15 protein-coding genes and 2 pseudogenes are annotated in these 22,400 nt (G+C 70.5%); 6 read left to right on the forward strand and 11 right to left on the reverse strand.

The window, feature by feature from the left end; all coding sequences use genetic code 11:
* The first annotated feature begins 59 nt into the window (after positions 1-59).
* Both ACIP93_RS27985 and ACIP93_RS27990 read left to right on the forward strand, forming a co-directional pair.
* Positions 60-1,451 carry a hypothetical protein gene (locus tag ACIP93_RS27985; RefSeq protein WP_401762842.1) on the forward strand — a complete coding sequence of 464 codons (1,392 nt, stop codon included), beginning with the start codon at positions 60-62 and terminating at the stop codon, positions 1,449-1,451.
* Between the two features lie 87 nt (positions 1,452-1,538).
* A pseudogene (locus ACIP93_RS27990) lies at positions 1,539-2,600 on the forward strand (threonine aldolase family protein); the annotation flags it as partial.
* A 293-nt stretch (positions 2,601-2,893) separates the two neighbouring features.
* Here ACIP93_RS27990 and ACIP93_RS27995 read toward each other — a convergent pair.
* The 3 genes from ACIP93_RS27995 to ACIP93_RS28005 all read right to left on the reverse strand — a co-directional run bounded on the left by ACIP93_RS27995 (position 2,894) and on the right by ACIP93_RS28005 (position 5,325).
* A complete protein-coding gene (locus tag ACIP93_RS27995) occupies positions 2,894-4,114 on the reverse strand; it encodes a hypothetical protein (protein WP_401762845.1) in 1,221 nt (406 codons plus the stop codon).
* Between the two features lie 154 nt (positions 4,115-4,268).
* A complete protein-coding gene (locus tag ACIP93_RS28000; RefSeq protein ID WP_345219257.1) occupies positions 4,269-4,784 on the reverse strand; it encodes a hypothetical protein in 516 nt (171 codons plus the stop codon).
* Positions 4,785-4,821: 37 nt separating this feature from the next.
* Positions 4,822-5,325 (reverse strand): hypothetical protein, encoded by a 504-nt coding sequence (locus ACIP93_RS28005; protein ID WP_401762847.1) that lies wholly within the window; start codon positions 5,323-5,325, stop codon positions 4,822-4,824.
* Positions 5,326-5,517: 192 nt separating this feature from the next.
* Here ACIP93_RS28005 and ACIP93_RS28010 point away from each other — a divergent pair, with 192 nt between their 5' ends.
* Positions 5,518-6,327, forward strand: coding sequence for a response regulator transcription factor (locus tag ACIP93_RS28010; RefSeq protein WP_401762850.1), 810 nt, complete (start codon positions 5,518-5,520; stop codon positions 6,325-6,327).
* A gap of 298 nt (positions 6,328-6,625) precedes the next feature.
* On the opposite strand, the gene ACIP93_RS28015 is transcribed toward ACIP93_RS28010, so the two are convergent.
* Entirely contained in the window at positions 6,626-7,462 is an 837-nt protein-coding gene (locus tag ACIP93_RS28015; protein WP_401762852.1) for a hypothetical protein, read from the reverse strand.
* 230 nt (positions 7,463-7,692) lie between these two features.
* On the opposite strand from ACIP93_RS28015, the gene ACIP93_RS28020 reads away from it, so the two are divergent.
* Positions 7,693-7,998 (forward strand): RICIN domain-containing protein, encoded by a 306-nt coding sequence (locus tag ACIP93_RS28020; RefSeq protein ID WP_401762855.1) that lies wholly within the window; start codon positions 7,693-7,695, stop codon positions 7,996-7,998.
* A 162-nt stretch (positions 7,999-8,160) separates the two neighbouring features.
* On the opposite strand, the gene ACIP93_RS28025 is transcribed toward ACIP93_RS28020, so the two are convergent.
* The 3 genes from ACIP93_RS28025 to ACIP93_RS28035 form a co-directional block, all read right to left on the reverse strand.
* A complete protein-coding gene (locus tag ACIP93_RS28025; protein ID WP_401762858.1) occupies positions 8,161-9,021 on the reverse strand; it encodes an alpha/beta fold hydrolase in 861 nt (286 codons plus the stop codon).
* A gap of 222 nt (positions 9,022-9,243) precedes the next feature.
* A complete protein-coding gene (locus tag ACIP93_RS28030) occupies positions 9,244-9,441 on the reverse strand; it encodes a hypothetical protein (protein WP_401762861.1) in 198 nt (65 codons plus the stop codon).
* A gap of 122 nt (positions 9,442-9,563) precedes the next feature.
* Positions 9,564-11,753: an alpha-galactosidase gene (locus ACIP93_RS28035; protein WP_401762864.1), complete on the reverse strand. Its 2,190-nt coding sequence runs from the start codon at positions 11,751-11,753 to the stop codon at positions 9,564-9,566.
* A 193-nt stretch (positions 11,754-11,946) separates the two neighbouring features.
* On the opposite strand from ACIP93_RS28035, the gene ACIP93_RS28040 reads away from it, so the two are divergent.
* A complete protein-coding gene (locus ACIP93_RS28040; RefSeq protein WP_401762867.1) occupies positions 11,947-13,104 on the forward strand; it encodes an ROK family protein in 1,158 nt (385 codons plus the stop codon).
* Positions 13,105-13,309: 205 nt separating this feature from the next.
* Here the strand turns inward: ACIP93_RS28040 and ACIP93_RS28045 are convergent, their stop codons facing one another.
* The 4 genes from ACIP93_RS28045 to ACIP93_RS28060 form a co-directional block, all read right to left on the reverse strand.
* Positions 13,310-15,496, reverse strand: a complete 2,187-nt coding sequence (locus ACIP93_RS28045; RefSeq protein WP_401762869.1) for a xyloglucanase — start codon at positions 15,494-15,496, stop codon at positions 13,310-13,312.
* A gap of 917 nt (positions 15,497-16,413) precedes the next feature.
* Positions 16,414-17,427, reverse strand: coding sequence for a LacI family DNA-binding transcriptional regulator (locus tag ACIP93_RS28050; RefSeq protein WP_401762872.1), 1,014 nt, complete (start codon positions 17,425-17,427; stop codon positions 16,414-16,416).
* 102 nt (positions 17,428-17,529) lie between these two features.
* Positions 17,530-17,760, reverse strand: coding sequence for a hypothetical protein (locus ACIP93_RS28055; protein ID WP_401762874.1), 231 nt, complete (start codon positions 17,758-17,760; stop codon positions 17,530-17,532).
* Positions 17,761-18,296: 536 nt separating this feature from the next.
* The gene (locus tag ACIP93_RS28060; RefSeq protein WP_401762877.1) at positions 18,297-19,766 is read right to left on the reverse strand and encodes a non-reducing end alpha-L-arabinofuranosidase family hydrolase; all 1,470 of its coding nucleotides are present in this window, start codon (positions 19,764-19,766) and stop codon (positions 18,297-18,299) included.
* A gap of 1,037 nt (positions 19,767-20,803) precedes the next feature.
* Here ACIP93_RS28060 and ACIP93_RS28065 point away from each other — a divergent pair.
* A pseudogene (locus ACIP93_RS28065) lies at positions 20,804-22,246 on the forward strand (endo-1,4-beta-xylanase).
* Positions 22,247-22,400 lie beyond the last annotated feature (154 nt).

Here is a 22,400-nt window from a genome sequence, read left to right on the forward strand (position 1 = left end):
GGCGCCCCGGCGGCGGCAGTGGAGGTGAAGCTCGCGCGCGACCGGATGCCGGACGCTCCGTGCCGCTCACCTCGTTCCTCGACGCCGTTCACACCGGCGGCGCCGGAAACCCGGTGTCACAGGACGTCCTCGCCCTGGCCAGTGCCGGACGCATGGACACCGATGCGTGCCGTCGGCTCGTCCTCGCCGAACACCAGACGTGCGAGAGCGAGATCAAGGCGTACGCCTTCCTCCTGCGCCGCTACGAGCACGAGGAACCACATCAGTTCTTCACGTACGCGCGAAACCGAGCGATCAGCCACAGACACCGGTTGCTCACCTCGGTCGCACCGGCCCTGGGCCTGCCCCAGGCAGACCTGCACATCGCGGAGAGCACCCCGGCTGTACGGCGCCTGACCGCCTTCCTCACCCGCGTCGCGTGCCACGCCGGACCCGGGGAGGCGGCACTGACGATCCGCACCGGTGTCGCCTCGTGGAGCCGATCCTGCGCGATGTTGGCCGAGGCGCTGGACCGACACCGAGACGTCCCCGCTGCGCTCGTCGCGCACCTGCACGCCCACCGGGAGAACCCCGCACCGACAGCCGACGGCGTCCTTCGGGTCATCGCATACGGTCTCGCCCACGGAGAGCCCGAGCAAGGGATCACCCGCAGCGCCTCGGTGCTCGAGCCGCTGCACCGCGCGTGGTGGCGCTCGGTGGCCGGCGCTGCCGAAGCCCAAGACGATCACCGCTCCACTACCCCCGGTAGCGGCATACCGCTGCCAGAACAGACGTGTCCACAATCCTTCAGGAGGGGCCGGATGAATCCCGAACAGCTGGTAGAAGCCATGAAGCCCGATGTCGAGCGTTTCGTTCGCGGCAACACGATGGTAGAAAGCGCGCTTGCCAAACAGGTGCGTGGCGACCAGTTCAAGCGTCTGCTGCTCGCGGAGTACCAGTGCCAGGAGGCCGAACTCTCCTCGTACGGTCAGTTGGTGGCCCGTCACCGGCACGAGGACCCGGCTCAGCTCTTCTCCTTCACCCTCCTCACGATTGCCGAGTCCCGCAAGCTCCTGCGCGAGGGGGCGCCCTCGGTCGGCATCGAGGACGGGCGCATCCCGGCAGTGCCGGTCGACGAGGGGTTGTACCAGGTCGTGCGTGACCTGTCCTGGCTGGGCATGCACGCCGGGCCGGCGGAAGCGGCGCTCTACCTCCACACAGATCTCTCCACGTGGTGCACGCTCTTCTCCCGCATCGCGGATGCGGCAGAGAACCTGCCCGACGTGCCCGGCCCAGTGATCACCTATATGCGGTCGTGGGGCGAACGCCCACCCGCCGAGATCGCCGAAGGCACCTTGGCCGTCCTCGAACACGGCCTCTCGCAGGGCGAGGAACCCGACCGCATCCTGCACACCGCCCGCCAGCTCGGCGCCCTCCTGGAGGGCTACTGGAACTACGTCGTCGGCGGTTGAAGAGCCGCGACGCGGACAAGGCCCGCGACCGCCCGTGCCACGCCCACGCGTGGGTACGGCAAGCCCGGCGGGCATGGCCCCGGAACGCGCACCGACGCCTCCCGGCGCCACGATCCCCGACGGCGCGATTTCACCAGTGACAACTGTTCCGGCGCGCACCCGGAGATCCTCACGGCCCTGTCCCTTGCCAACGGCGGTCACCAGAGCGCCTACGGACAGGACGACTACACCGCCCACCTCGACACGCTCTTCCGCCACCACTTCGGACCGCAGGCCCAGGTCTTCCCCGTCTTCAACGGCACAGGCGCCAACGTCATCGCATTACAAGCGGTAACCGACCGCTGGGGCGCGGTCGTCTGCGCCGATCAAGCACACCTGAACGAAGACGAGGGAGGCGCGCCGGAAAGAGTGGGCGGATTGAAATTGTTGGCCGTGCCGCACAACCACGGCAAGCTCGATACGCACGCCGTCCACGGTGCCGTCGAAACCCAGGGTGACGTACAACGAGCTCAACCCCAGGCCGTCTCACTCACCCAGCCCACGGAACTGGGCGCCTGCTACCGGCCGGACGAAATCCGCGCCCTGTCCGCATACACCCACGCACGAGGCATGGCGCTGCACCTGGACGGAGCCCGCCTGGCCAACGCCGCCGCCTTCCTGGACGTTCCACTGCGTGCCTGCACGACGGACGCAGGAGTGGACATCCTGTCCTTCGGCGGCACCAAGAACGGTCTGCTCTTCGGCGAGTGCGTCGTGGTCCTGAATCCCTCCCTGGTCAGCGGGGTCCCTCACCTGCGCAAGCAATCCCTGCACCTGGCCTCCAAAATGCGGTTCCTCTCAGCACAATTCGAGGCCTTGCTCACCGGCGATCTATGGTTGCGCAACGCGTCTCAAGCCAACGCCATGGCCGCACGTCTCGGACGCTCCCTCGCCCGCCTCGACGGCGTAGTCGTTACCAGACCCGTTGAAGCCAACGCGGTGTTCGTCCAGTTGCCGCACCACGTCATCGAACGGCTGCGCGAGACCTACACCTTCTACCTCAACGACGAGGAAACCGGAGAAGCCCGGCTCATGTGCTCGTTCGACACCACCGAAAGCGACGTGGACGAGTTCGTCGCCGTTGTGGCGTGCGAGACGACCCGACCATGACCACCACCCTTGGCCTCGTCTTCGACGACGGGACCAGACCCCGGGCACGAGGACGCCGTTGGACCGAATGCCGCACACGACAAGCACGTGACAGCGCGCGTGCTGTCCCTGGATCGCCGGTCGGCCGAACCGGCGATCCGCCACATCATCGAGGCTCCACCGGGCCTGGTCGACGGGCTCGACGGCGGGCGTCCGTTTCCCCGCGTGCCGGGCACGGAGGCGGCCGGAGCGGGGGGCCGGTGTCGCTGGGGGTCCGCCCCGGCAGGCGAGGCGGACCGGGCGGGTTGTGCGGGTCAGCACAGGCGCAGGCCCGGGACCTGGTTCTCGGGAACGCTCAGATAGATGTTGGTGACGTAGCCTCCGTACTGGGGGAGGTAGGCCCACCAGTCGTTGGTGTAGGGCGGGATGCTGACCTCCTGACCCCGCTTCTGGCAGGACACCAGGATCTCGGCGCCGGCGGGCAGCACCGTCAACTTGCGGGATTTCGTGGTGGCTTCTTCGCGGACGACGACGTCGGCGCCCCACGTGCCGATCCACATGCCCGCGGGGCGCGTGGCCCCGGGCACGTTCAAGGAGCGGGTCAGCCGGCCCAGGTCGGTGTACGCCTTGCCGTACGAGGTGCCGTCCGGGTGCAGGGTGAGGACGGCGACGATCGTGCCGTCGTCGGGGCCGACGGTGCCGGTGCTGTGCAGGGCCGGCCGGGCGAGGTCGACTCCCGCGGCGGCCGGACCGCCGGTACCGGCCGCCGGCGTGGCCGCTGTCGGTGCGACCGCGGCCGGCGTGGTGCAACCACCCGAGCTGAAGCCCGACCAGCCCTGCTTGACCGCCCAGGGGCGCTCGAAGGCACCGGGGATGCCGAAGTGCTGGTCGTAGCCGTCGCCGGCGCAGCGGGCGGAGGAGCGCAGGCCGCCCATGACGTAGTCGCGCACCGCGGCCGGCGCGGTGTCCAGCAGGTACCGGTAGATCGTGACGGTGTCCCGGGCGGAGAGAGCGGTGTAGCCCCAGTAGCCGGGATGGGTCGCCGGGGGGCGGGCGGTGTCGGTGAGGCCGAGCTTGCGCACCATCCGGTCGATGATCGTGCCGCCGCCGTTCACGGTCCAGAAGTGGCTGGCCGCGTTGTCGTCGCTGGTGCGCAGCATGGCGTCGACACGTGCGCGGTCCTGCGCGCCGAGTGCGTCGGGGCCGCGGTCGCCCAGGACGTCCAGCGCGATCAGCAGCTTGACGACGGAGGCCGAACGGAAGGGCAGGGAGGGGTTGACCTGTTCGGTGAAGGTGCCGGCCTTGCGGTCGTAGACGGCGATGCCCGCCGTCACCCCGGGCGGCACGACGGCACGCGCGGTTCCGGGCGTCGGGCCGGGTGACGGGGCGGCCGCGGCCGGCAGTGCGGCCCCGAGGACGAGCGCGAGGAGAGCGGTGGCGAGCACGGCGGCGCGTGCCGGCCGCCACGGCGGGCGGCGACGCGCGGCGGCGGCGGAGCGGGTGGAAGCACGGGAACGTATGAAAGACAGAGTCATGAACAGTCCAGGGGTGCGCGGGCGTCGGATACGAGCCCGACCGTGGGTCGGGTCGGTGGGACGGCCTGGCGGTCCGCCGCGGGCCGCGCCACCGGTCTGCCGGTACCGCGGCCCGCGGCGGACCCCAGGGGCGGGGCTCAACGGTGCCGGCGGGTCACCACCAGTCGACACCGTTCTTGGTGGCGCAGCGGACGACGCCGTTGGAGGCGAGCGAACCGCAGACCCGGAACTGGTAGTTGGGGTCGGTGCTGGTCCGCTTGAAGGGAGTCGTCAGGCTCTGGCCGTGATGCTGCACGGTGAAGGGTCCGCACTGGAGCCAGGGGTGCACCGGCCAGTCGGGCCTGCCTCCGTCGTCCCACCCGGCGGCCCGCCAGTCCATCCACACCTTGTCACCGGGGCGGGTGGGGCCGCTGATCTTCCCGAAGCCGATCTGCTGGTCCACGTACACCCCTTTCTCCAGCGTGATGACGACGCCGCCGCCGAGGTCCAGCTTGCGGGGCTTGTCGGTGTCACCGGAGGCGTTGTCCGGGTGGTCGCGGAAGCCCCGGGCTCCGCCCGTGCAGTCCGACGCGGCGGCCTGCGCCGGAGTGAGGGGACCCGCGACGGCCAGGCCGGCCGCGAGGGCGCAGGTCGCGGTGAGAGACGTGAGTACGGTGCGCAGTGGACGCATGTCGTGGATGTCCTTTCGATGGTGAACGGTCGCGGCGTCAGCCGCGCCAGACCTTCACGTACGTGACCGCGTCGTTGAGGTTGTCGCCGACGTGGGGGACCTGCCCGCTGAACGAGCCGTTGCCACGGGGGCCGCTCAGGTACGACTTGGTGCAGCCGCCCATCACCTGGAAGGACGTCAGGTTGTTCGACCACCAGGTGCTCGGCGTGAAGCTGTGGCCGGCCGCGTCGCACGGACCGTCGTAGCCATGGATCCGGTCGTACACACCGCCGTAGTCACGGTGCTCCGCCCAGAGCATGAGCTGGGTCGCGACGGCCGGTGCCGCCCGCCCGGCGCGTTCCGCCGCGCCGGGCCCCGAGAAGCAGGTGCGTGAACGGACCTTCGACACGCCCTCGCCGCGCTCGACCCCGTTCAGGACGGTGACGCAGTGGGTGGCTCCCGTCCGTGGCTCGGCCGCCGTCGCGACGGGCGCCGCGAACCCCGCACTGGCGGCGCAGAGCACGGCGGCGAACAGCGTACGGCGGGCCGACGGCGGTGCCATGGCCGACGCGGCTCCTGCCGCTCTTCGCTTCCCGGGCATACGTGATCTCCCCGCGGTCCCGGGCGGACCCCGCGGCCCGCCCGGAACCGATCGTGGCGGGATCGCCCTGTGCCGGGCCATGGGGAGAAGTGCGTATGGACGACGACGGGTTACCGTGATGAAGCACACTCTCGGGGACGTCGGAGGGTTGTCATGCCGGATCGGTACGCACGCATGCTGGACCTGGCGGTCGAGGTGATGAGCGCCGAAAGCCCCGAGGCCGTCTGGCCGTTGCTCACCGACGAGCTGCTCACGGCGCTCGACGGGGAGCTGGTCGTGGTCAAGGAGGTGCCTTGGACGCGTGAGCAGGGCAGAGTGGTGATCCGGTCCCCGCGACGACTGCCCGAGGCCGGTGCCGACGACGACTCGGCGCAGGGTCACATCCGTTCGGGGTATCCCTTCATCCAACGCTACGGGGCGAGCGCGGACTGGACGCCGCAGAGCGCCGCCCGGGTGGTGGGGGCACGGACCTGGCAGAACAGTCCGACCGCCGACGCCCTCCGCCAGGCGTTCGGGACACGGCACGTGTTCGGCCTGCCGCTGCCGGGGGGAGGGCCGCACGTCAGCGGGTTCCTGGTGCACCGTTCCGGCGACGACTTCTCCCGGCACGACGAGCGCTACGCCGCACGCGTCCAGCCACTGCTCAAGGCCGCGACGGCCCACCGGTCCCTCCTGCTGGCGCTGCGCGGGTCCTCCGCCGGCGAGTGCGGGCGGCGGGCCAATGACGCCCTGGCTGCGCCGTTGACCCCGCGCGAGACGAACGTACTGCACCTGCTGGCCACGGGACTGACCGCCGAGGGGATCGGACGCAGGCTGGGCATCTCGCCGCGCACCGTCCACAAGCATCTGAACGCCCTGTACCGGAAACTCGGGGCCACGGACCGGCTCAGCGCGGTGCTGCGTGCTCAGCAGGCGGGCCTGCTTTCCGGCCAGGAACTGTCGCCGCCCGGGAGGCCGTGCTGACCGCCGACGGCCACTCACTCGCGCGCGGCCGACCGGCGAGCGCTCGGATGCGACCGTCGACACCGGTGCGATGTGCTGCGATGCGATGTGCTGCGATGTGCCGAAAGGGGGCGTGGAACTGCCGTTGCGGGATGAACCGGCGGGGCCGTCCGGGATGTGGGGGGTCCGCGACGAGCGCGAGCGTCGCTCACGGCCGCACCGTTGACGGCCGCACCGTCAATGGCCGCACCGTTGAGCCGGCCTCACCTGCCAGCGGGGCCACCTGCCCGGCCCGCCCGGTGTCGGGCCGGTCCGTGCCTCACCGTGCGGCTGCCTCCACACCCTCGTCCTGGGGTGCGACGCCGGTGTAGAACACCGAGTTCTGTTGCTGGTGCCGCTGTGCCCTGCCCCGGCTGATCAGGGTGTTGATGGCGTTGCGGACCAGCTGGTCGCTGGTGGGGCGCTCGGGGTGGTGCTCCTGGAGTGCGGCCACGACTTCCTTCGTCGAGCGCGGGATGTCCGCGCTGAGCAACGGAGCGATCAGGTCGGCCAGCGAAGGACCCCGCTTGGTCCGCTCGGCCGGGGTCGTTTTCGTCGTTGTCACTCGCTGGCCGGGGAGTTTCTTCACGGCCTTCACGGCCTTTGCGGAGGTCTCGGTCGTCGCGGTCGTCGCGGATTTCTCGTTCTTCGCGGTCTTCTTCGGCGTTGATTTCCGCACGGCCCTCTTCTTCGACGCCTCCGCGGGTGTCGACTCCAGCGGTTGGGCAGCCGCTGAGTCGCCCTGCTTCGCGGGGGCATCCGCAGGTGCCGGGACGTCCGTGGCGACGGTCACGGTCTGCGGCTTCACGGCCTTCCTGCGGGTCCGCCCGGCCTTCACCGGCGTCCGGGCCGGAGCTTCCTCAGCGGCAGGAGCGGCAGGAGCGGCAGGAGCGGCAGGAGCATCATCGGTGACCGGTACGGCAACCGCCGAGGTGGCCTCGGCCGCTGCGGCCTGGGCTCGCATGGCCTCAAGCCAGATGTACTCCTGCGTCAGGACGGCGAGACGTTTCTGCGCCTCCTCCACCTGGGCGCGGACCTTCTCCTGCTCCTCGATGTTCCTCGCCAAGTCATCGGCCAACTGCTGCACGTACTGATTCTGGATGGGGGTGGTGCTCAACGACATGGTCGCTCGCTCTCGCAGGGGGCACGTGGATAGCCGGATGCTACTCATACTCGGCATGAAGTACAGACACCTTCGCCCCGGTACCACTCCTACGGGAAATTCGAACTGCGCCAACAAGGTTGCCTCTCAAGCCCTTTGGCGTGCATGGCCCACTATTTCGTGGCCGAGAACTCCAGCGATCCCGTAGGAGCCGACGGGGGCGCGGCAACGGTCACTCCCACGGGATGGAGCTACTGCGCAGACGGCTGCAACGGTGGTGTCCACCAGTCCACCAGCAGTGGAACGTGCACGTCTGGAACGACGGCACCCGCCAGCTCCGCACCATGGCCACCAACAAGTGCCTCTACGACGACGGCGTCACGCTCACCACCAGGGCCTGCAACTCCTCGCCCCAGCACGGCTGGTGGGCGTACGAGAGCGGTGACAAGGTGACCTTCAGGAGCCGGGCCACCAATGAGTGCCTGGACGACAGGCAGTACGGGCTGCGGACGAACACGTGCTACTACGACCGGCACCAGACCTGGCGCTGAGGCAGAGCGGCCCGGCCGGGTGAGTTGCCCACAAGGGGAATGGGCAGCTCCCGGCCGGGCGGTGCCATGCGTTTCCTGCCACGGGGTACGGGGCACGGCGAGCGCCCGTGGGGCGTTGCCGCGGGTGTGGGACGACCCCTGCTGTTACGGCGGTGGACCGAGTCAGGCGGTGAAGAAGTCGCCCAGGGCGGCGGCGAGCGGACCGGGGGCTTCCTCCGCCACATGGTGGCCGCAGTCGATGCCGTGGCCGCGGACGTCGTCGGCCCAGCCGCGCCAGATGGCGCGCGGATCGCCGTACAGGTCCTCCAAGTCGTCCCGCAGGGACCACAGGACCAGGGTGGGACACTCGATCCGTGCGCCCCGGGCTCGGTCCGCCTCCTCGTGGCGGCGGTCTACGGTGAGCCCGGCCCGGTAGTCCTCCAGCATGGCTCGCACGACGTCCGGGTTCCTGGTGGCGGCGCGCCACTCGTCATGGTTCTCCTGCCCCATCGCCGAGGGGGTCCCGCGGTACCAGGCGTCGGGGTCCGCGTTGATGACGCGCTCGGGGATCTCCGGCTGGGCGAAGAAGAACCAGTGCCACCATGCGGTGGCGAACCGGGTGTCGGCACGGTCCAGGTGCTCGCTCAGCGGCAGGCCGTCCAGGAACGCCACCCGGGACACCGCGGACGGGTGGTCCAGCACCAGCCGGAGCGCCACGGCCGTTCCACGGTCGTGGCCTGCGAGCCCGAAGCGCTGGTGACCAAGCGCCCGCATGACCTCGATCATGTCTCCGGCCACGGCACGTTTGGAGTGCGGTGCGTGGTCGGCGGCGGGCGCGGGGCCGCGGGAACGCCCGTAACCCCGCAGGTCGGGACAGACGACGGTGAAGCCCCGCCGCACCAGGAGGGGCGCGACCCGGTGCCAGGTCGCGGAGGTGCGGGGATGGCCGTGCAGCAACAGGAGGGGCGGGCCTTCTCCGCCGTATCGGACGAAGACGGATGCCTCACCGGTGTCCACCGTCCTGGTGGCGAATCCCTCGAACACGGACCACTCCTTTCGCTTCGGGGCCCGGCCGACCGCCCTCCCCGGCATCTCCGTTCTGCCCACGACGGGCTCCGGCACGTCGTCCGGGCGGCCGAGGATCTCCGGACCGGGCGGCGTGCCCACGCACTTCTTCCGCGTGCGGTGCCTCAGTGCTGTCAGAAACCGCCGGCGGCCAGCGCGCGACTCGCGGCGCTGGTGACGGCCGGCAGCACCCGGGGGGACCTACTGTGCGGCGAATTCCTTGAAGCGCGCCTCGTAGAGAGCGGCCACCCGTTCCGTCTCCGCCTCGTCCGCGTCGTCCAGCGCTTCGACGTCCTTCTGGGCGTCGTGCCGCGCCGTGGTGCAGGTGGCCAGGCACTCCAGGTCGGGGTCCGCCGCGTGGCGTTCTGCGTGTATGCGTTGCGCGTACCGGGCAACCACCCGGCCCACGGTCTCCAGCGCGACCTCGTAGCTGACCGGGAGTTGACGCGCGGCAGCCCGGCACAGGAGACTTCCATGCCGGACTCCCCCGCCCCGGACGGGCTCATCCGCGCTCCACGGGCTCAGAGGCCGACACGCCGTGCCTCCACGAGAACCGCCCGCTCCGGGAACAGCACGGGAGCCCGTACGCCGACCGTCTCCAGGACGTGCCCCGGCAGCTCCATCCGCTCATCGCGCCACCAGGGCAGGTCCGTCCAGGCCGACCCCTCCGGGCGGTCCCCGGGCGCGAGCGGTGCCAGCCGGTACACGGCGCTCGGGTCCAGTCCGGGCAGGCGGACGCGGCCGGGCGGCGACTGCACGCTGGTGGCCGTCTGCACGAGGGCGTAGACGGCGTGGGACCGGTCCGCCGCGACGACGCCGTGCAGCCACAGGGCAGGGTCCGGGTGGTCGCCGCGGACGACGGTGCCGCGGTGCAGCAGCGGCCGCAGACTCTTGTACGCCGTGATCCACTGCGCGAGCCGGGCGCGTTCCTCGGTGGTGGCGAGGGTGAGGTCCCACTCGATGCCGAAGTGACAGAACAGGGCGGTCGCCGCCCGGAAGTCGAGGGTGTGCGAACGGCCCGTGGTGTGGGCGACGGGCGCCGACACGTGCGAGCCGAGCAGCTCGGGAGGCAGCAGAAGGGAGGTCCAGCGCTGGATCTGCTGGCGCTCCAAGGCGTCGATGCAGTCGCTGGTCCACACCCGGTCGGTGCGCTCCAGGATGCCCAGGTCGATCCGGCCGCCGCCGGAGGAGCAGGACTCGATCTCCAGCTCCGGCCGACGGGCGCGCAGTTCGTCGATGAGCCGGTACACGGCGAGGGTCTGCGTGTGCACCCCGGGTGTGCCGAGCGGGCCGTGCCCGGCCTCGACCAGGTCTCGGTTGTGGTCCCACTTGATGTATGCGATGCCGTACTCGCCGACGAGGGTGTCCAGGCGTTCCAGCAGGTAGGCGTACGCCTCGGGGTGACCGAGGTCGAGAACCTGCTGATGGCGGGAGAGCGGCGGCGTGCGCCCGCCCGTAGCCATGATCCATTCCGGGTGGGCCCGGGCGAGGTCGGAGTCCGGGTTGATCATCTCGGGTTCGAACCAGAGCCCGAACTCCATGCCCAGCGCGTGCACATGGTCCACCAGCGGGTGCAGGCCACCGGGCCACACGTTCTTGTCGACGTACCAGTCGCCGAGTCCGGCCGTGTCATCGCGGCGGCCGTGGAACCAGCCGTCGTCCAGGACGAAGCGTTCCGCCCCGGCCTCGGCCGCCGCGTCGGCCAGGGCCTTCAGTTTGTCCTCGTCGTGCTGGAAGTAGACGGCCTCCCAGGTGTTCATGGTGACCGGGCGGGGCGAGCGGGGGTGGTGGGCGCGGTCGCGGAGGTATGCGTGGAAGCGTCCGGCGAGTTCGTCCAGGCCGCGTCCGTAAGATCCGTAGACCCAGGGCGAGTCGTACGTCTGGCCCACTGCGAGCCGGATCTCGCCCGGCAGCAGGCTTTCGCCGCCGCCGAGCAGGCGCACGCCCGCCGGGGTACGTTCGGCCAGGGACCGGTGGTTGCCGCTCCAGGCGACGTGCATCCCCCACACCTCACCGGTGCGGAACCCGAATCCGCTCTCGCCCGCGATCTGGACCAGTGTCGCGTCGATGCCGGTGCGGCCGCGCCAGTTCTCCCGTGCATGGGTCCCGATGGTGAACTCGTGCCGCTGGGGGCTGCGTTCGCGCAGGTGGCGGCCGGTGAGGTCGAGCAGTTCAGTGGCGTGGGCGGGAACAGGCAGGGTCAGCAGCAGACCGTCCAGGGTGAAGGGGCGCTCGCCTTCCCGGCCGTCTTCATGGCCGCCTTCGTGGGTGAGGGCGGCCCGCTGGCGGACCAGGCCGGAGCGCGTCAGCTCGATCTCCAGCCGCAGGGCCAGGCGCGCGTGCTCGTCGGCGGCTTCGACGGTGAGGCGGTGGGCGAGGGGCCCGTCGCCGGTTTCGGGACGCAGGGAGCGGACGGTGAAGGCCGTCGAGAAGTCCTGCCCGTCGCGGTGCCCGGTGAGTCCGGGGGTGCCGAGCCACCCGACGGACTGCTGCGGCAGCACGGTGAAGGGAACCGGGACATCGAGGGAACCGGACACGGGCTGCTGCGCGTCGGCGAGAGCCAGGCAAGCCAGCGCGTCGCGGGAGAGTTCACCGAGGCCGGCCCCCCAGTGGACGACCCGCGGCAGCAGGCCGCCGGAGCAGTCCAGGACGAGGCTCGTCCCGGCGGCACGGAAGTGGAGGAGGTCATGGTCGTGCGAGCGCGCGGGCATGTGTCTCCCTCGGATGATGCGCGGACGGACACGAGAAACTTTCGCCACGGAACCCAACTGCCGTCAACCCCGGGGCGCAGCAGGAAAAATCAGGGCGACGGCAGCCGATTCGTTTTGCAGCGAAAATAACTCGTCGACATGGGACGCTGAGCCTCATCCAGCCGACCGACCCTGCTTCGCGGAGGTAGCACCGTTGGACGCCACCCCAGCGCCCTCGACCCAGATCCAGATGACCGGCGCGGCCCGCGCCGTCGCCCTCGAAGTGCTGCTGCGCGGGCCCGTCTCCCGCAGCCGGATCGCCCAGCGGCTGGGCCTGTCGGCGGGCAGCCTCACCCGGCTCACCAGGCCGTTGGTCGACGCAGGGCTGCTGGTGGAGGAGGACAGCGGACCGGACCGGGAGAGCCGGGCGGGGCGCCGGAGCCGACCGCTCGCCGTCAACCCGGCCGCGTACCACTTCCTCGGCGTCAAAGTGACCGGTGACGCGGTGCACGCGGTCCTCACGAACCTGCGCGCAGAGGCCCTCACTTCGGCGCGCAGGCCCCTGACGGACCGGGGTCCGGCTTCGGTCGTGGCGGCCGTACGGGAGCTGGCGGACGAATGCACCGCCGGGGGGCCGCCGGTCAGCAGGGTCGGTGTCAGCCTCGGCGGGCACGTCCGCGAGCACACGACCGTCATCACGGCGCCCTTCCTGGGCTGGACCGGCGAAGTACCGCTGGGCGGCCTGCTCTCCAAGACTCTCAGCCTGCCCGTCGTCGTGGACAACGACCTGCTGGCTCTGACCCGGGCCGAGCACTGGTTCGGCGCGGCGCGCGGTCACGACCGGTGTGCGGTCCTGACCATCGGCAGCGGCATCGGATACGGCCTGGTCATGCACGACACTGTCGTCGACAGCCCGGACGCCGGGATCGGGCTGCTCAGTCATGTTCCCCTGGACCCGCTGGGGCCGCTGTGCCCGGACGGCCACCGGGGCTGCGCCACGGCCATGCTGACGCAGTCGTCACTGTGCGCCGCCGTCTCCGTGGGTCTGCGGCGACCGGTGTCCTACGAGGAGTGCCTCGACCTCGCCGCAAGCGGGGACCCAGTGGCCGCGCGGGTCGTCACGGACGCCGGGCGCGCCCTCGGCCGTCTGGTGGCCGCGATCGCCAACTTCACACTGGTGCGCAAGATCGTGCTCGCGGGCGAAGGCGTACGGCTGGCCGAGGTGGCCCGTGCGGCCGTCGACGAAGCAGTGCGCGAGGGCCGCACCCCGAGCGCCGTACCACTCCAACTGGACATAAGGGAAAGCGACTTCACCCACTGGGCACGCGGCGCCGCGACCACCGCGATCCAGGCCCACGTCCTGGACATGTAGTCACGCCGTCGCCCTGCCCCGGTGTGAACGAAGGCATGCCCACGGCTGGCCGAGGCGGCCCGTGCGACCGGCCCTCAGGGCCCCCGAGGGCACCTCGCGTCGACCACCGGCCCTACTGCGGCACCCTGCGGATCTGGGGTCCAGACCCCGGCAACCGCGCCGACTCCCCCCCACCGAGGCGATCTGCGGGACTGCCACAGCGGCGTCAACCGGAGGTGGACCGCGCCGGCCTCCGGACGGCACCGTCCACCGGCTGCTTCGGGTCGCCGTAGATGACGCCCCGTCCGTTGGTGCCGACGTACACCCGGCCATGGATGCGGGGGTCTCCGGTGATGGTGCTACCGGTCCATCCGTACTGGTGCCGGTCGTCGTTGACACGAAGCCAGGTCCGGCCCGCGTCGTCGGACCGGAAGATGCCACGCACGCCGCCGATCTTGGAACTGGTGAAGACGGCGGGGTACGTGGCACGCGGTGCGGCTTTGCCGAAGCCGACGACGTCCCCCTCGTCCACCGCCGTGAGCCGGGTGAAAGTCCTTCCCGCATCGGTCGAGCGCCACATCCCGTACGGCGTGGGAGCGGCGGACCTGCTGGTGCCGCCCGCCAGCCAGACATCCCCCTCGTGGCCCGGCACCGCCTTGAAGCGGACGTTGCCCGCGGTGGGCAGGCCGCCGGCCGCCGTGGCTGTGAAGGTCCTGCCGCCGTCCGTGCTGGCGTAGAAGACGCCGGCGGCGTACGCGTAGAACATGGCGGGGTTCACCCGGTCCGAACGTACCGGGGCCCCGGCAGGCAGCCCCTTCGACGCCGTCCAGGTCGCCCCGAGGTCGTCGGACCAGCTGACCGGAGCACCGGCCGGGGACCAGACGACGCGCCTGCCGTCGGCGCCGACGGCGACGGCCTGGTCCTCGACGCCGGGCCCGGTGAGTCCGGCCGGCTCACTGCCCGACGGCTTCCAGGTGTCGCCGGCGTCGGTCGAAACGGCGAAGTGCTGCGTCCAGCCGCTGGTGGGGTGGCCGACGCGTACGAGGATGTGGGGCGCCAGTTCCGCGAAGTCCAGGGCCGGGGTGCCACCGAAAGTGGGACTGTCGTACATCTTCGACGCCTTGCGGAAGTCCGTGTGCCGGAAGCCACCGACGTCGCCCATGCCGGAGAAGAGGTGCGCGCGGCCGGCGGGCGGGCTGATCAGGCACATGACCGCTGTCTCCTCCAGCCCGTGGGCCCGTACGGACAGGTGCACCCTGCCCCCGGTGTCCCAGTCCTTGAGGTTGTCCGAGCCGTAGATCGTCGCCCCCGTTCCGTACAGGAAGTGATCCGAGTCGAAAGGATCGATCTGGACGGATTCCATCATCCAGCCCAGCTTGGGGGTGCTCTCCGGCGGCTTCGGGGTGGCGTTCCAGGTCAGCCAGGGAGCATCGGAGATGTTCATGTCGTAGCGCAGCCGGCGTTCGGTCTGCGAGGTCCAGTCCCACGCCCGTGTCCAGGTGGCCCCGCCGTCGGTGGAGCGGAAGAGGATGCAGTCGGGGGACCAGCTGACCTGGGTGGACACCATCAGGGTCCGCGGGTTCCGGCGGTCGATGGTCAGGCCGCTGTAGCCGTAGGCGTTGTCGGCGCTGGTGGAGGGGACCGGGCTGATGCGGGTCCAGGCGTCGGTGGCGGTGTCCAGCTTCCACACGTCGCCCTTGGCGCCGTCGTAGGGACCGGCGGTGTCGCTGGTCGCCAGGTAGAGGAAACCGTTGACGTGGTCGAAGAGCGCGTGGTGCGGGATGAAGCCGGTGGGCTGGCCGGGGACGCGCTCCCAGGTGACGCCGGCGTCGGTCGACCGGTAGAGGATGTTGTCCTTGTCGGCGACCGTGACGTAGAGCGTGCGGGTGGCCCTGCCTGCCCGGGCGGTGCGCTTGTCGAAGACGACTTGCAGCACGCCCAGGTTGTCGCCGTTGTAGCCGTCGGGGTTTTGGGGGTCCGGAACGAAGTTGCCCGCGTTCGGGAAGTCGTCGACCTTCGCGAAGGTCTTGCCGTGGTCGGTGCTACGCCACAGGCCGTGCCCTCCGCGCACGCCGAGGTAGAGGACGCGGTTGCGGTTCGGGTCGATCACCAGGCGTTCGCCGATGCCCCGCCCCGGCATGTTGCCGCCGAGGCGGAACGGCAGGGGGGTGGTCCTCCAGGTGCGGCCGCGGTCGGTCGAGCGCAGGATCGCCGCCGTGCTCGGGTCCCAGTCGGGGAGGGTGTAGGTGCCCGCCGCCAGGTAGACGCGGTCGGGGTCGGTCTCGTCCGTGGCGATGCTGATGATGCCGGTGTGGCCGTACCGGTCCCAGCCGATCCAGTCGGTGAGGGGGACCCAGCGCCGGGTCGCCCGGTCGAGGCGGTAGGCGCCGCCGATGTCAGTACGGGCGTACACCAGTCCGCGCTCGCGCTGGTTGAAGACGATGCCGCTGACGAAGCCGCCGCCGACTGTCTCCGCGTTGCCGAAGGTGTACGGGATACGTCTGGCCGCTCCGGACGGCGCGGCTGACGCGGCGGCGGGGGCGAGCGCCGGAAGGACGGCGGCGGCCGTGCCGACGGCGAGCAGCCCTCATCGGGACAGGTGGGGCGCGGAGGACATGGGGGGTCCTGCCTTTCTGGTGTGTTCGTGAGGGCCGTCCGAGTCATGTGCGGCCCTGGGGCCGGTGGTGGCGACATTCATGCGCGGCGGTGCCGGCGGCTTTGACTCACGCTCCCGGGAGCCGGGGCAGGTCGACACGGAGCCGTTCGGTCGAAGGAGATCCGGAAGGCCGAAGAAGGCGCGTATCGATGCGCTTCAACGCTTCGGTGACAGTAGCGATGCAGCTCCGGGGAAGACAACAGGTCGTCACGGGGAACTTCGGGGACCGAACGGAGTCGAGGGTGACTTCGCTCGACCTTTCACGGCAGCTTCGCACGCTCCGAACTGGGAATGTGCCCGCGTGTTGGAGGCGCGACACGGGCGCCGCCGAACGGGCGCACGGGCAGACTGCTGCTCCTGCTGGGTCCTGCGCAGGCAACACGAGAATTTCGAAGCGCTTCGAGTGAGGCGGGCTGGAAGGAGTTCCTCCCAGCGAGGGCCGCGCCAGAACGCGTCAGGCGATCCGGCCGCGGTGCCGCGAAGGGACTGCCCGCCGCCATCGCACTCTTCGCGGTCCCGTAACGGGGCCGCCGGTGCTGGGAGTTGGCGCGTTCTCTCGTTGCCGAGCGCATGGCGAGGCCGTTGCCCTCGGCGCTCGCGTCAGTGGTTGTTGCGCTCCACTGCGGGTGGAGGACCGATCCGGCGGGGCGGTCAGACCCCGCCACGCCAGCCCGTCACCCTCCTGCGGGCGCCGGTCCGCTGCTTGCCCGGGCGACGAGTTCAGGTTCGAGGAGGAAGACCTCGCCCTGGCTTTCACCCGCGATCTTGGCGACGAGGCGCTCCACGGCCTGGCGTGCCATCTCGCGCGCGGGGATGGTGACGGAGGTCAGCCGGATCGAGCCCTGGAGGGCCACCTGCTCCGGGCAGACGGCGACCACCGAGATGTCCTCGGGAATGGCACGTCTGTCCTGGCGCAGCAGGCTGAGCAGGGGTTCCAGCGCCTGCTCGTTCTGTACGACGAAACCCGTGACGCCGGGACGTTCGGTGAAGACCTGCCCCAGGGCCCCGGCCACTGCGGCGTACGACCCCTCGCACGGACGGTGCAGCACACGCAGGCCGAGCTCCTGTGCACGGCCCCGCAGACCTTCGATGGTGCGCTCCGCGAAACCGGTCTTGCGCTCGTACACGGCCGGAGCCTCACCGATCACGACGATGTCGCGGTGCCCCAACTCGGCCAGGTGCGTCGCACACAGCGCCCCGGCCTCAGCGAAGTCGAGGTCCACACAGGTGAGTCCACCGGGTTCGGCGGGAAGGCCGATGAGCACGGCGGGCCGCCCGCTCGCGCGCAGCAGGGGGAGCCGGGCGTCGTCCAGCTCCACGTCCATCAGGATGATCGCGTCGGCAAGCCCACTGCCGACCACGCGCTGCACGGCGGCGGGCCCCTCCTCACCGGTGAGCATCAGCACGTCGAAGCCGTGCTCCCTCGCATGGGTGGCGACGGCGATGGCGATCTCCATCATGACCGGTACGTACATGTCCGTACGTAGCGGCATCATCAGCGCGATGATGTTGGACCGGCTGCTCGCCAATGCCCGCGCCCCGGCGTTCGGGTGGTAGCCGAGTTCCTGGATGCTGCGTTCAACCCGCTGCTTCGTCACTGCGGAGATGGTCCGTTTGCCGCTGAGGACGTAACTCACGGTGCTGGCCGAGACTCCGGCATGCTGCGCCACTTCAGCAAGGGTGACCATCGGATTCTCCCCGAGAAGAAGCGCTTCAACAGCGGACTTGGCATAGATCGTCGCGGATAGGACGCACCTTAGCCCCAGTCGCTGAGACCTGTCCAGACCATGCTATTGAAGCGCTTCACTCAGCGGTCCGAAGGCACCCGGCACGGACCATTCGTCAACCGGCGTCCAGCGGAACACGATCCGGGCCCCTCCCCCGGTCGGGCCCTCTTCGAGCGGCTGCCGCCCGCCCTGCGCGAGATCCGGGGCGAGATCCGGAGCGACGGTGGCTACCGCAGACACTTCGTCGACCACGCCGCCGGCCCCGGCATCGACCGGGAAGTCGTCCCTCACCACCGCGGCAGGGGACCGGGGACAAGCAGTGGGCCCGTCAGCGGAGTTCTGGCGCCCTCCAGCCGAGGCCGAGGGTGGCGCGGTCACGGCATGTCCGCGGTGCGGAACCTGCCGCGAGCCGCGTGGACGGCGGCGTCGGTCACGGCCACAGCCGCCGCGTTCTCCCCGGGCGCGCCCCTGGTGCATGCCGCGCCCGGGACAGGCCCGGTGACCGTCCGCGTGATCAGCGCTGTCACGGACCGGCGGTCACCCTGGCCAACCGGCCCGGCGCACCGCCGAAGAAGAGCTGACCGACCCGCGCGCGGCGGTTGCCCGGGAGGCTCGGGAATGTCGAGATCGCCCGAACCGGATCGCGTACCGGAGCTCGGTACCCCGTTCGGCCGGCCGGCTCCTCGGACTCGGCGGGTGGTGAAGGACCACGTGAAGCCTCCTGGAACGGCAGAGCCGTCGCACGTCCCCTCCCTCCCAGGGGCTTCACGTCCTGTCCGCTTCCTGCGGAGCCCACCACGCGGGCCCCGTAGCGGACTCGGGCCGCGCCGTCAGCGCCGCAGTGTCAGCAGCCCCGGACGGTACGGGAGGAGGCCGTAGTCGACGCCGTCCGAGTCGGGGCTGCGTCCCTGGTAGAGCAGCCGCAGATTGCAGGGATCGACGGTCATGGTCTGGTCGGGGCCGGTGCGGAGCAGTTCGCCGTGACTGATGTCGTCGGTCCAGGCGGCCCCGCTGTTGGCCTTGCCTGCGAAGGGGTTGCTCTCCGTCGCGGCCTGGGGTGTCCAGGTGCCGTTCAGGCTGGTGGCGGTGAACGAGCGGAAGTAGCGGCCCTGGGAGCCGATCGCCTCGACGATCATGAGGTAGCGGTTCTGGCCCTGGAGCTTGTAGACCTGCGGCGCCTCGAACAGGTTGTTGGTCGTGTCGCTCATGATCGTCGTGTACGACGAGCCGAAGCTGCCCGGGAAGTTCCCGATCGGCATATCGGCCCGGTAGATCTTGCCGTTGTCACCGGCGAAGAACAGGTACATGTTCGTCGCGTCACCGATGATCGTCTGGTCGATGGGTCCTGTTCCGGGGCCGCCGATGCTTCCGGAGAAGAGCTCGTGCGGTGCTGACCAGCCATTGGGGTCGGTGGGGTCGCTCGACGTCCGGTAGGAGAAGGTGGTCGCACCCCACTGGTAGGTGAGTACCCAGATGTTCTTCGGCGCGAAGTAGAAGAGCGTGGGCGCGACCGCGCCGGACGACATCGTGTTCTGGCCGGCCGAGCCCATCTCCGACCAGTCGGTGAACGGGCTGAAGTTCATCGAACCCCACTTCGTGCCCGTGTCGTGCGTCGTCGCGTAGACGAGTTGCTTGCCGTTGTAGGGGGCGACGGTGAAGTCCTTGAGCGAGACCCATCCCGGTTTGGGCTGGGCCAGGGGCCCCGTCGATGTCCAGCGGTACGTCGAGGGGAGCTCGCACGGGCCCGAGCTGCCGCCGCCGACCTTGACGAGCCGCCACTGCTGGTTGGCGCCGCCCCAGTCGTCGTACTGGACGACGTTCGCGTTGTCGGCCGTGGAGGCGCCCTGCACTTCGAGGGCCTTGTTGCTGTGGCGCGAGAGGAGCCTCACATGGCCGTCCGGGCTGTCGGCCGGCCGCCACTGCTGGTTGGTGCCGTTGAGGTCGGCCCACTGAACGATCGGGCCGCCGTTGGCCGTCGACCGGTTGTGGACGTCCAGCACCTTGCCGGAGTGGCGGGACTTGATGCGGTAGTTGCCGCCGCCGGAGTCGACGAACTGCCACTGCTGCTGGTTCTGGTCGTTCCTGGTCCACTGCGTGATGCGCGCGCCGTCGCCGGTCGCCAGGTTGTGGACGTCCAGGGCCTTGCCGCTGTGGCGGTTGACCAGCACGTACCAGGCGTTGGTGTCGACGGTCGCCGCGGCGGCGGGCGGGGCGCCGAGGACGGTGGCCGCGAGCAGCAGGGGCGCGAGGACGGCGAGCAGGCGTCTGAGGTGGAACAGGGGCCGTTGGCGGAACCGCATCGGAAGACCTCCTGGGGGGCGGGGGTGAGGTGACCTTGATGCACCGCGGAGCGGCCGCGGCGGGATCAGGGGCGGGGCGGGGGAGAACTGGCGCGCCTGCCGACGCATCGGCGCTCTGCGCGCGCTCCAGCTGGAGCACTTCCCCGTGGCCGGGGTGGGGGATCCGGGAGGCGGACGCCGCTTCAAGTCCGAAACTTTTCCGGAAAGTTCTCGGATCGCTGACGCCACAAATTAGGAACACGAGGTCCCAGGGTCAAGACCTACGACCGAACTGCCGCCAACAGTGCTGCCCCTGGCGGCTCGACCAGCAGGTCGGTCCGAACGGCAATTCTCCGAAAATTTTCGCCTCGGTCCTCGCCCCACGCGCCCGCGCTGGGGAGGGAGAAGGCGGCCAAGCGGCGTCCACCCGGTCGCCACATTTCCAACTCCCTTGCATGTCAGCCCTGTTGACGCTCACCCCGCACGTCGCTACTGTCCGACTCGAATCAGCCGACGCACCAACCGTCGTTCGATATTTCGAAAGGAAGCGCACTTCCTCGGCGTTGCCCACGGTGCCGCCGGTCACCGAGAACGCCTCCACGGAGTGGCTGCGGGTCGCCACCGGTGTGTGCTCATCCAGGGAGCGTCCACTCCGTCGGCCTGCGCTGCTTCCGCTCCTTCACCTCCGCCGGCCCCACCGGCACCTGGTTCCTCACACGGTTGCCCCCGTGGCCGCCTGCCGCAGCGGAGGACCTGCTCACCCGGACCCACTCCACCCGGTGAACACCATCGACGCGGGAGCCGCTCATGCCCTCCTCCTCTTCGTCGCGCCACCCCGGACGCCTTGCCACCGCCCGGTGGCGGTTCCCGCCGCGGCGGCGAACACCGCGGTACGCGTCGACCGGGTCGGCTGCCCGCCGGACGGCCCCAGCGCGCCGGCGTGGTCACCACAGCGGCACAGTCGCTCACCTGGCAGTCGCGCAACGTCTCCGGGACGGTGGTCGCCCCCGGCGCGACTCCGTTCCCCCTTCCCCGATCTCAGCTCTGGAGGCACAGTCATGTCTTCGCATGCCACTCCCCCGCCCGCCGTCCGCCGGAAGGCCGGCGTTCTGCTCACCGCACTGGCCGTCGGCGTCCTCGGTGCGCTCACCGCGCCGGTCACGTCACCGGCCGCACACGCCGCCGAAAGCGCGGCCGAGAACACACTCGGGGCCGCGGCGGCGCAGAGCGGTCGCTATTTCGGCACCGCCATCGCCTCGGGCAGGCTGGGTGACTCGACGTACTCGGCGATCGCGAACCGCGAGTTCGACTCGGTGACGGCCGAGAACGAGATGAAGATCGACGCCACCGAACCCCGCCGGGGCCAGTTCGACTTCACCGCCGGTGACCGCGTCCACCACTGGGCGGTGCAGAACGGCAAGCAGGTGCGTGGTCACACCCTGGCCTGGCACTCCCAGCAGCCCGGCTGGATGTAGAGCCTCAGCGGCAGCACGCTGCGCCAGGCGATGGTCGGCCACATCAACGGCGTGATGGCCCACTACAAAGGCAAGATCGCCCAGTGGGACGTCGTGAACGAGGCCTTCCAGGACGGCAGTTCGGGCGCCCGGCGCGACTCCAACCTGCAGCGCACCGGCAACGACTGGATCGAGGTCGCCTTCCGCACCGCGCGCGCCGCCGACCCGGCCGCCAAGCTCTGCTACAACGACTACAACGTCGAGAACTGGACCTGGGCCAAGACCCAGGCCATGTACGCCATGGTCAAGGACTTCAAGCAGCGCGGCGTACCGATCGACTGCGTCGGCTTCCAGGCGCACTTCAACAACGACAGCCCCTACCACAGCAACTTCCGCACCACCCTGCGGAGCTTCGCCGCTCTCGGCGTCGACGTGGCCGTCACCGAACTCGACATCCAGGGCGCGTCACCCACTGCCTATGCCGACGTGACCAAGGACTGCCTGGCCGTCGCGCGTTGTCTTGGCATCACCGTCTGGGGTGTGCGCGACACCGATTCCTGGCGACCCGAGCACTCGCCCCTGCTGTTCAACGCCAACGGCAGCAAGAAGCCCGCCTACACCGCCGTCCTCGACGCACTCAACTCCGCCTCCACCCCGCCCCCTTCGGGTTCCGGACAGATCAGGGGCGTCGCTTCCGGCCGCTGCCTGGACGTGCCGGGCGCCACCACCACCGACGGCGCCCAGGTCCAACTGTGGGACTGCAACAACAACACCAACCAGCAGTGGTCGCACACCGCCGCCGGCGAGCTCAGGGTCTACGGCGACAAGTGCCTGGACGCCGCGGGCAACGGCAACGGCGCCAAGGTGCAGATCTACAGCTGCTGGGGCGGCGACAACCAGAAGTGGCGCCTCAACTCCGACGGCTCCGTCGTCGGCGTCCAGTCCGGCCTGTGCCTCGACGCCGCCGGAGCCGGCACGGCCAACGGCACCCTCGCCCAGCTCTACTCCTGCTCGAACGCGGGCAACCAGCGCTGGACCCTCACCTGAGAGGTCTGCCAGACCTGTCGGAACGCGGCGCGACCTCCGTCGCGGCCAGGGCCTCCGCCCCGGGCCGACGGGGTACCCGTCTCCTGCTGCGGAGGCAGTCGTCGGGCGTCCGCCGAGGTCCGCCCCGGACTGGCTGCACCAGTTGCTGAGGGGG

It is taken from the genome of Streptomyces sp. NPDC088745 (assembly GCF_044751045.1).
Taxonomy (GTDB): Bacteria; Actinomycetota; Actinomycetes; order Streptomycetales; family Streptomycetaceae; genus Streptomyces; species Streptomyces cremeus.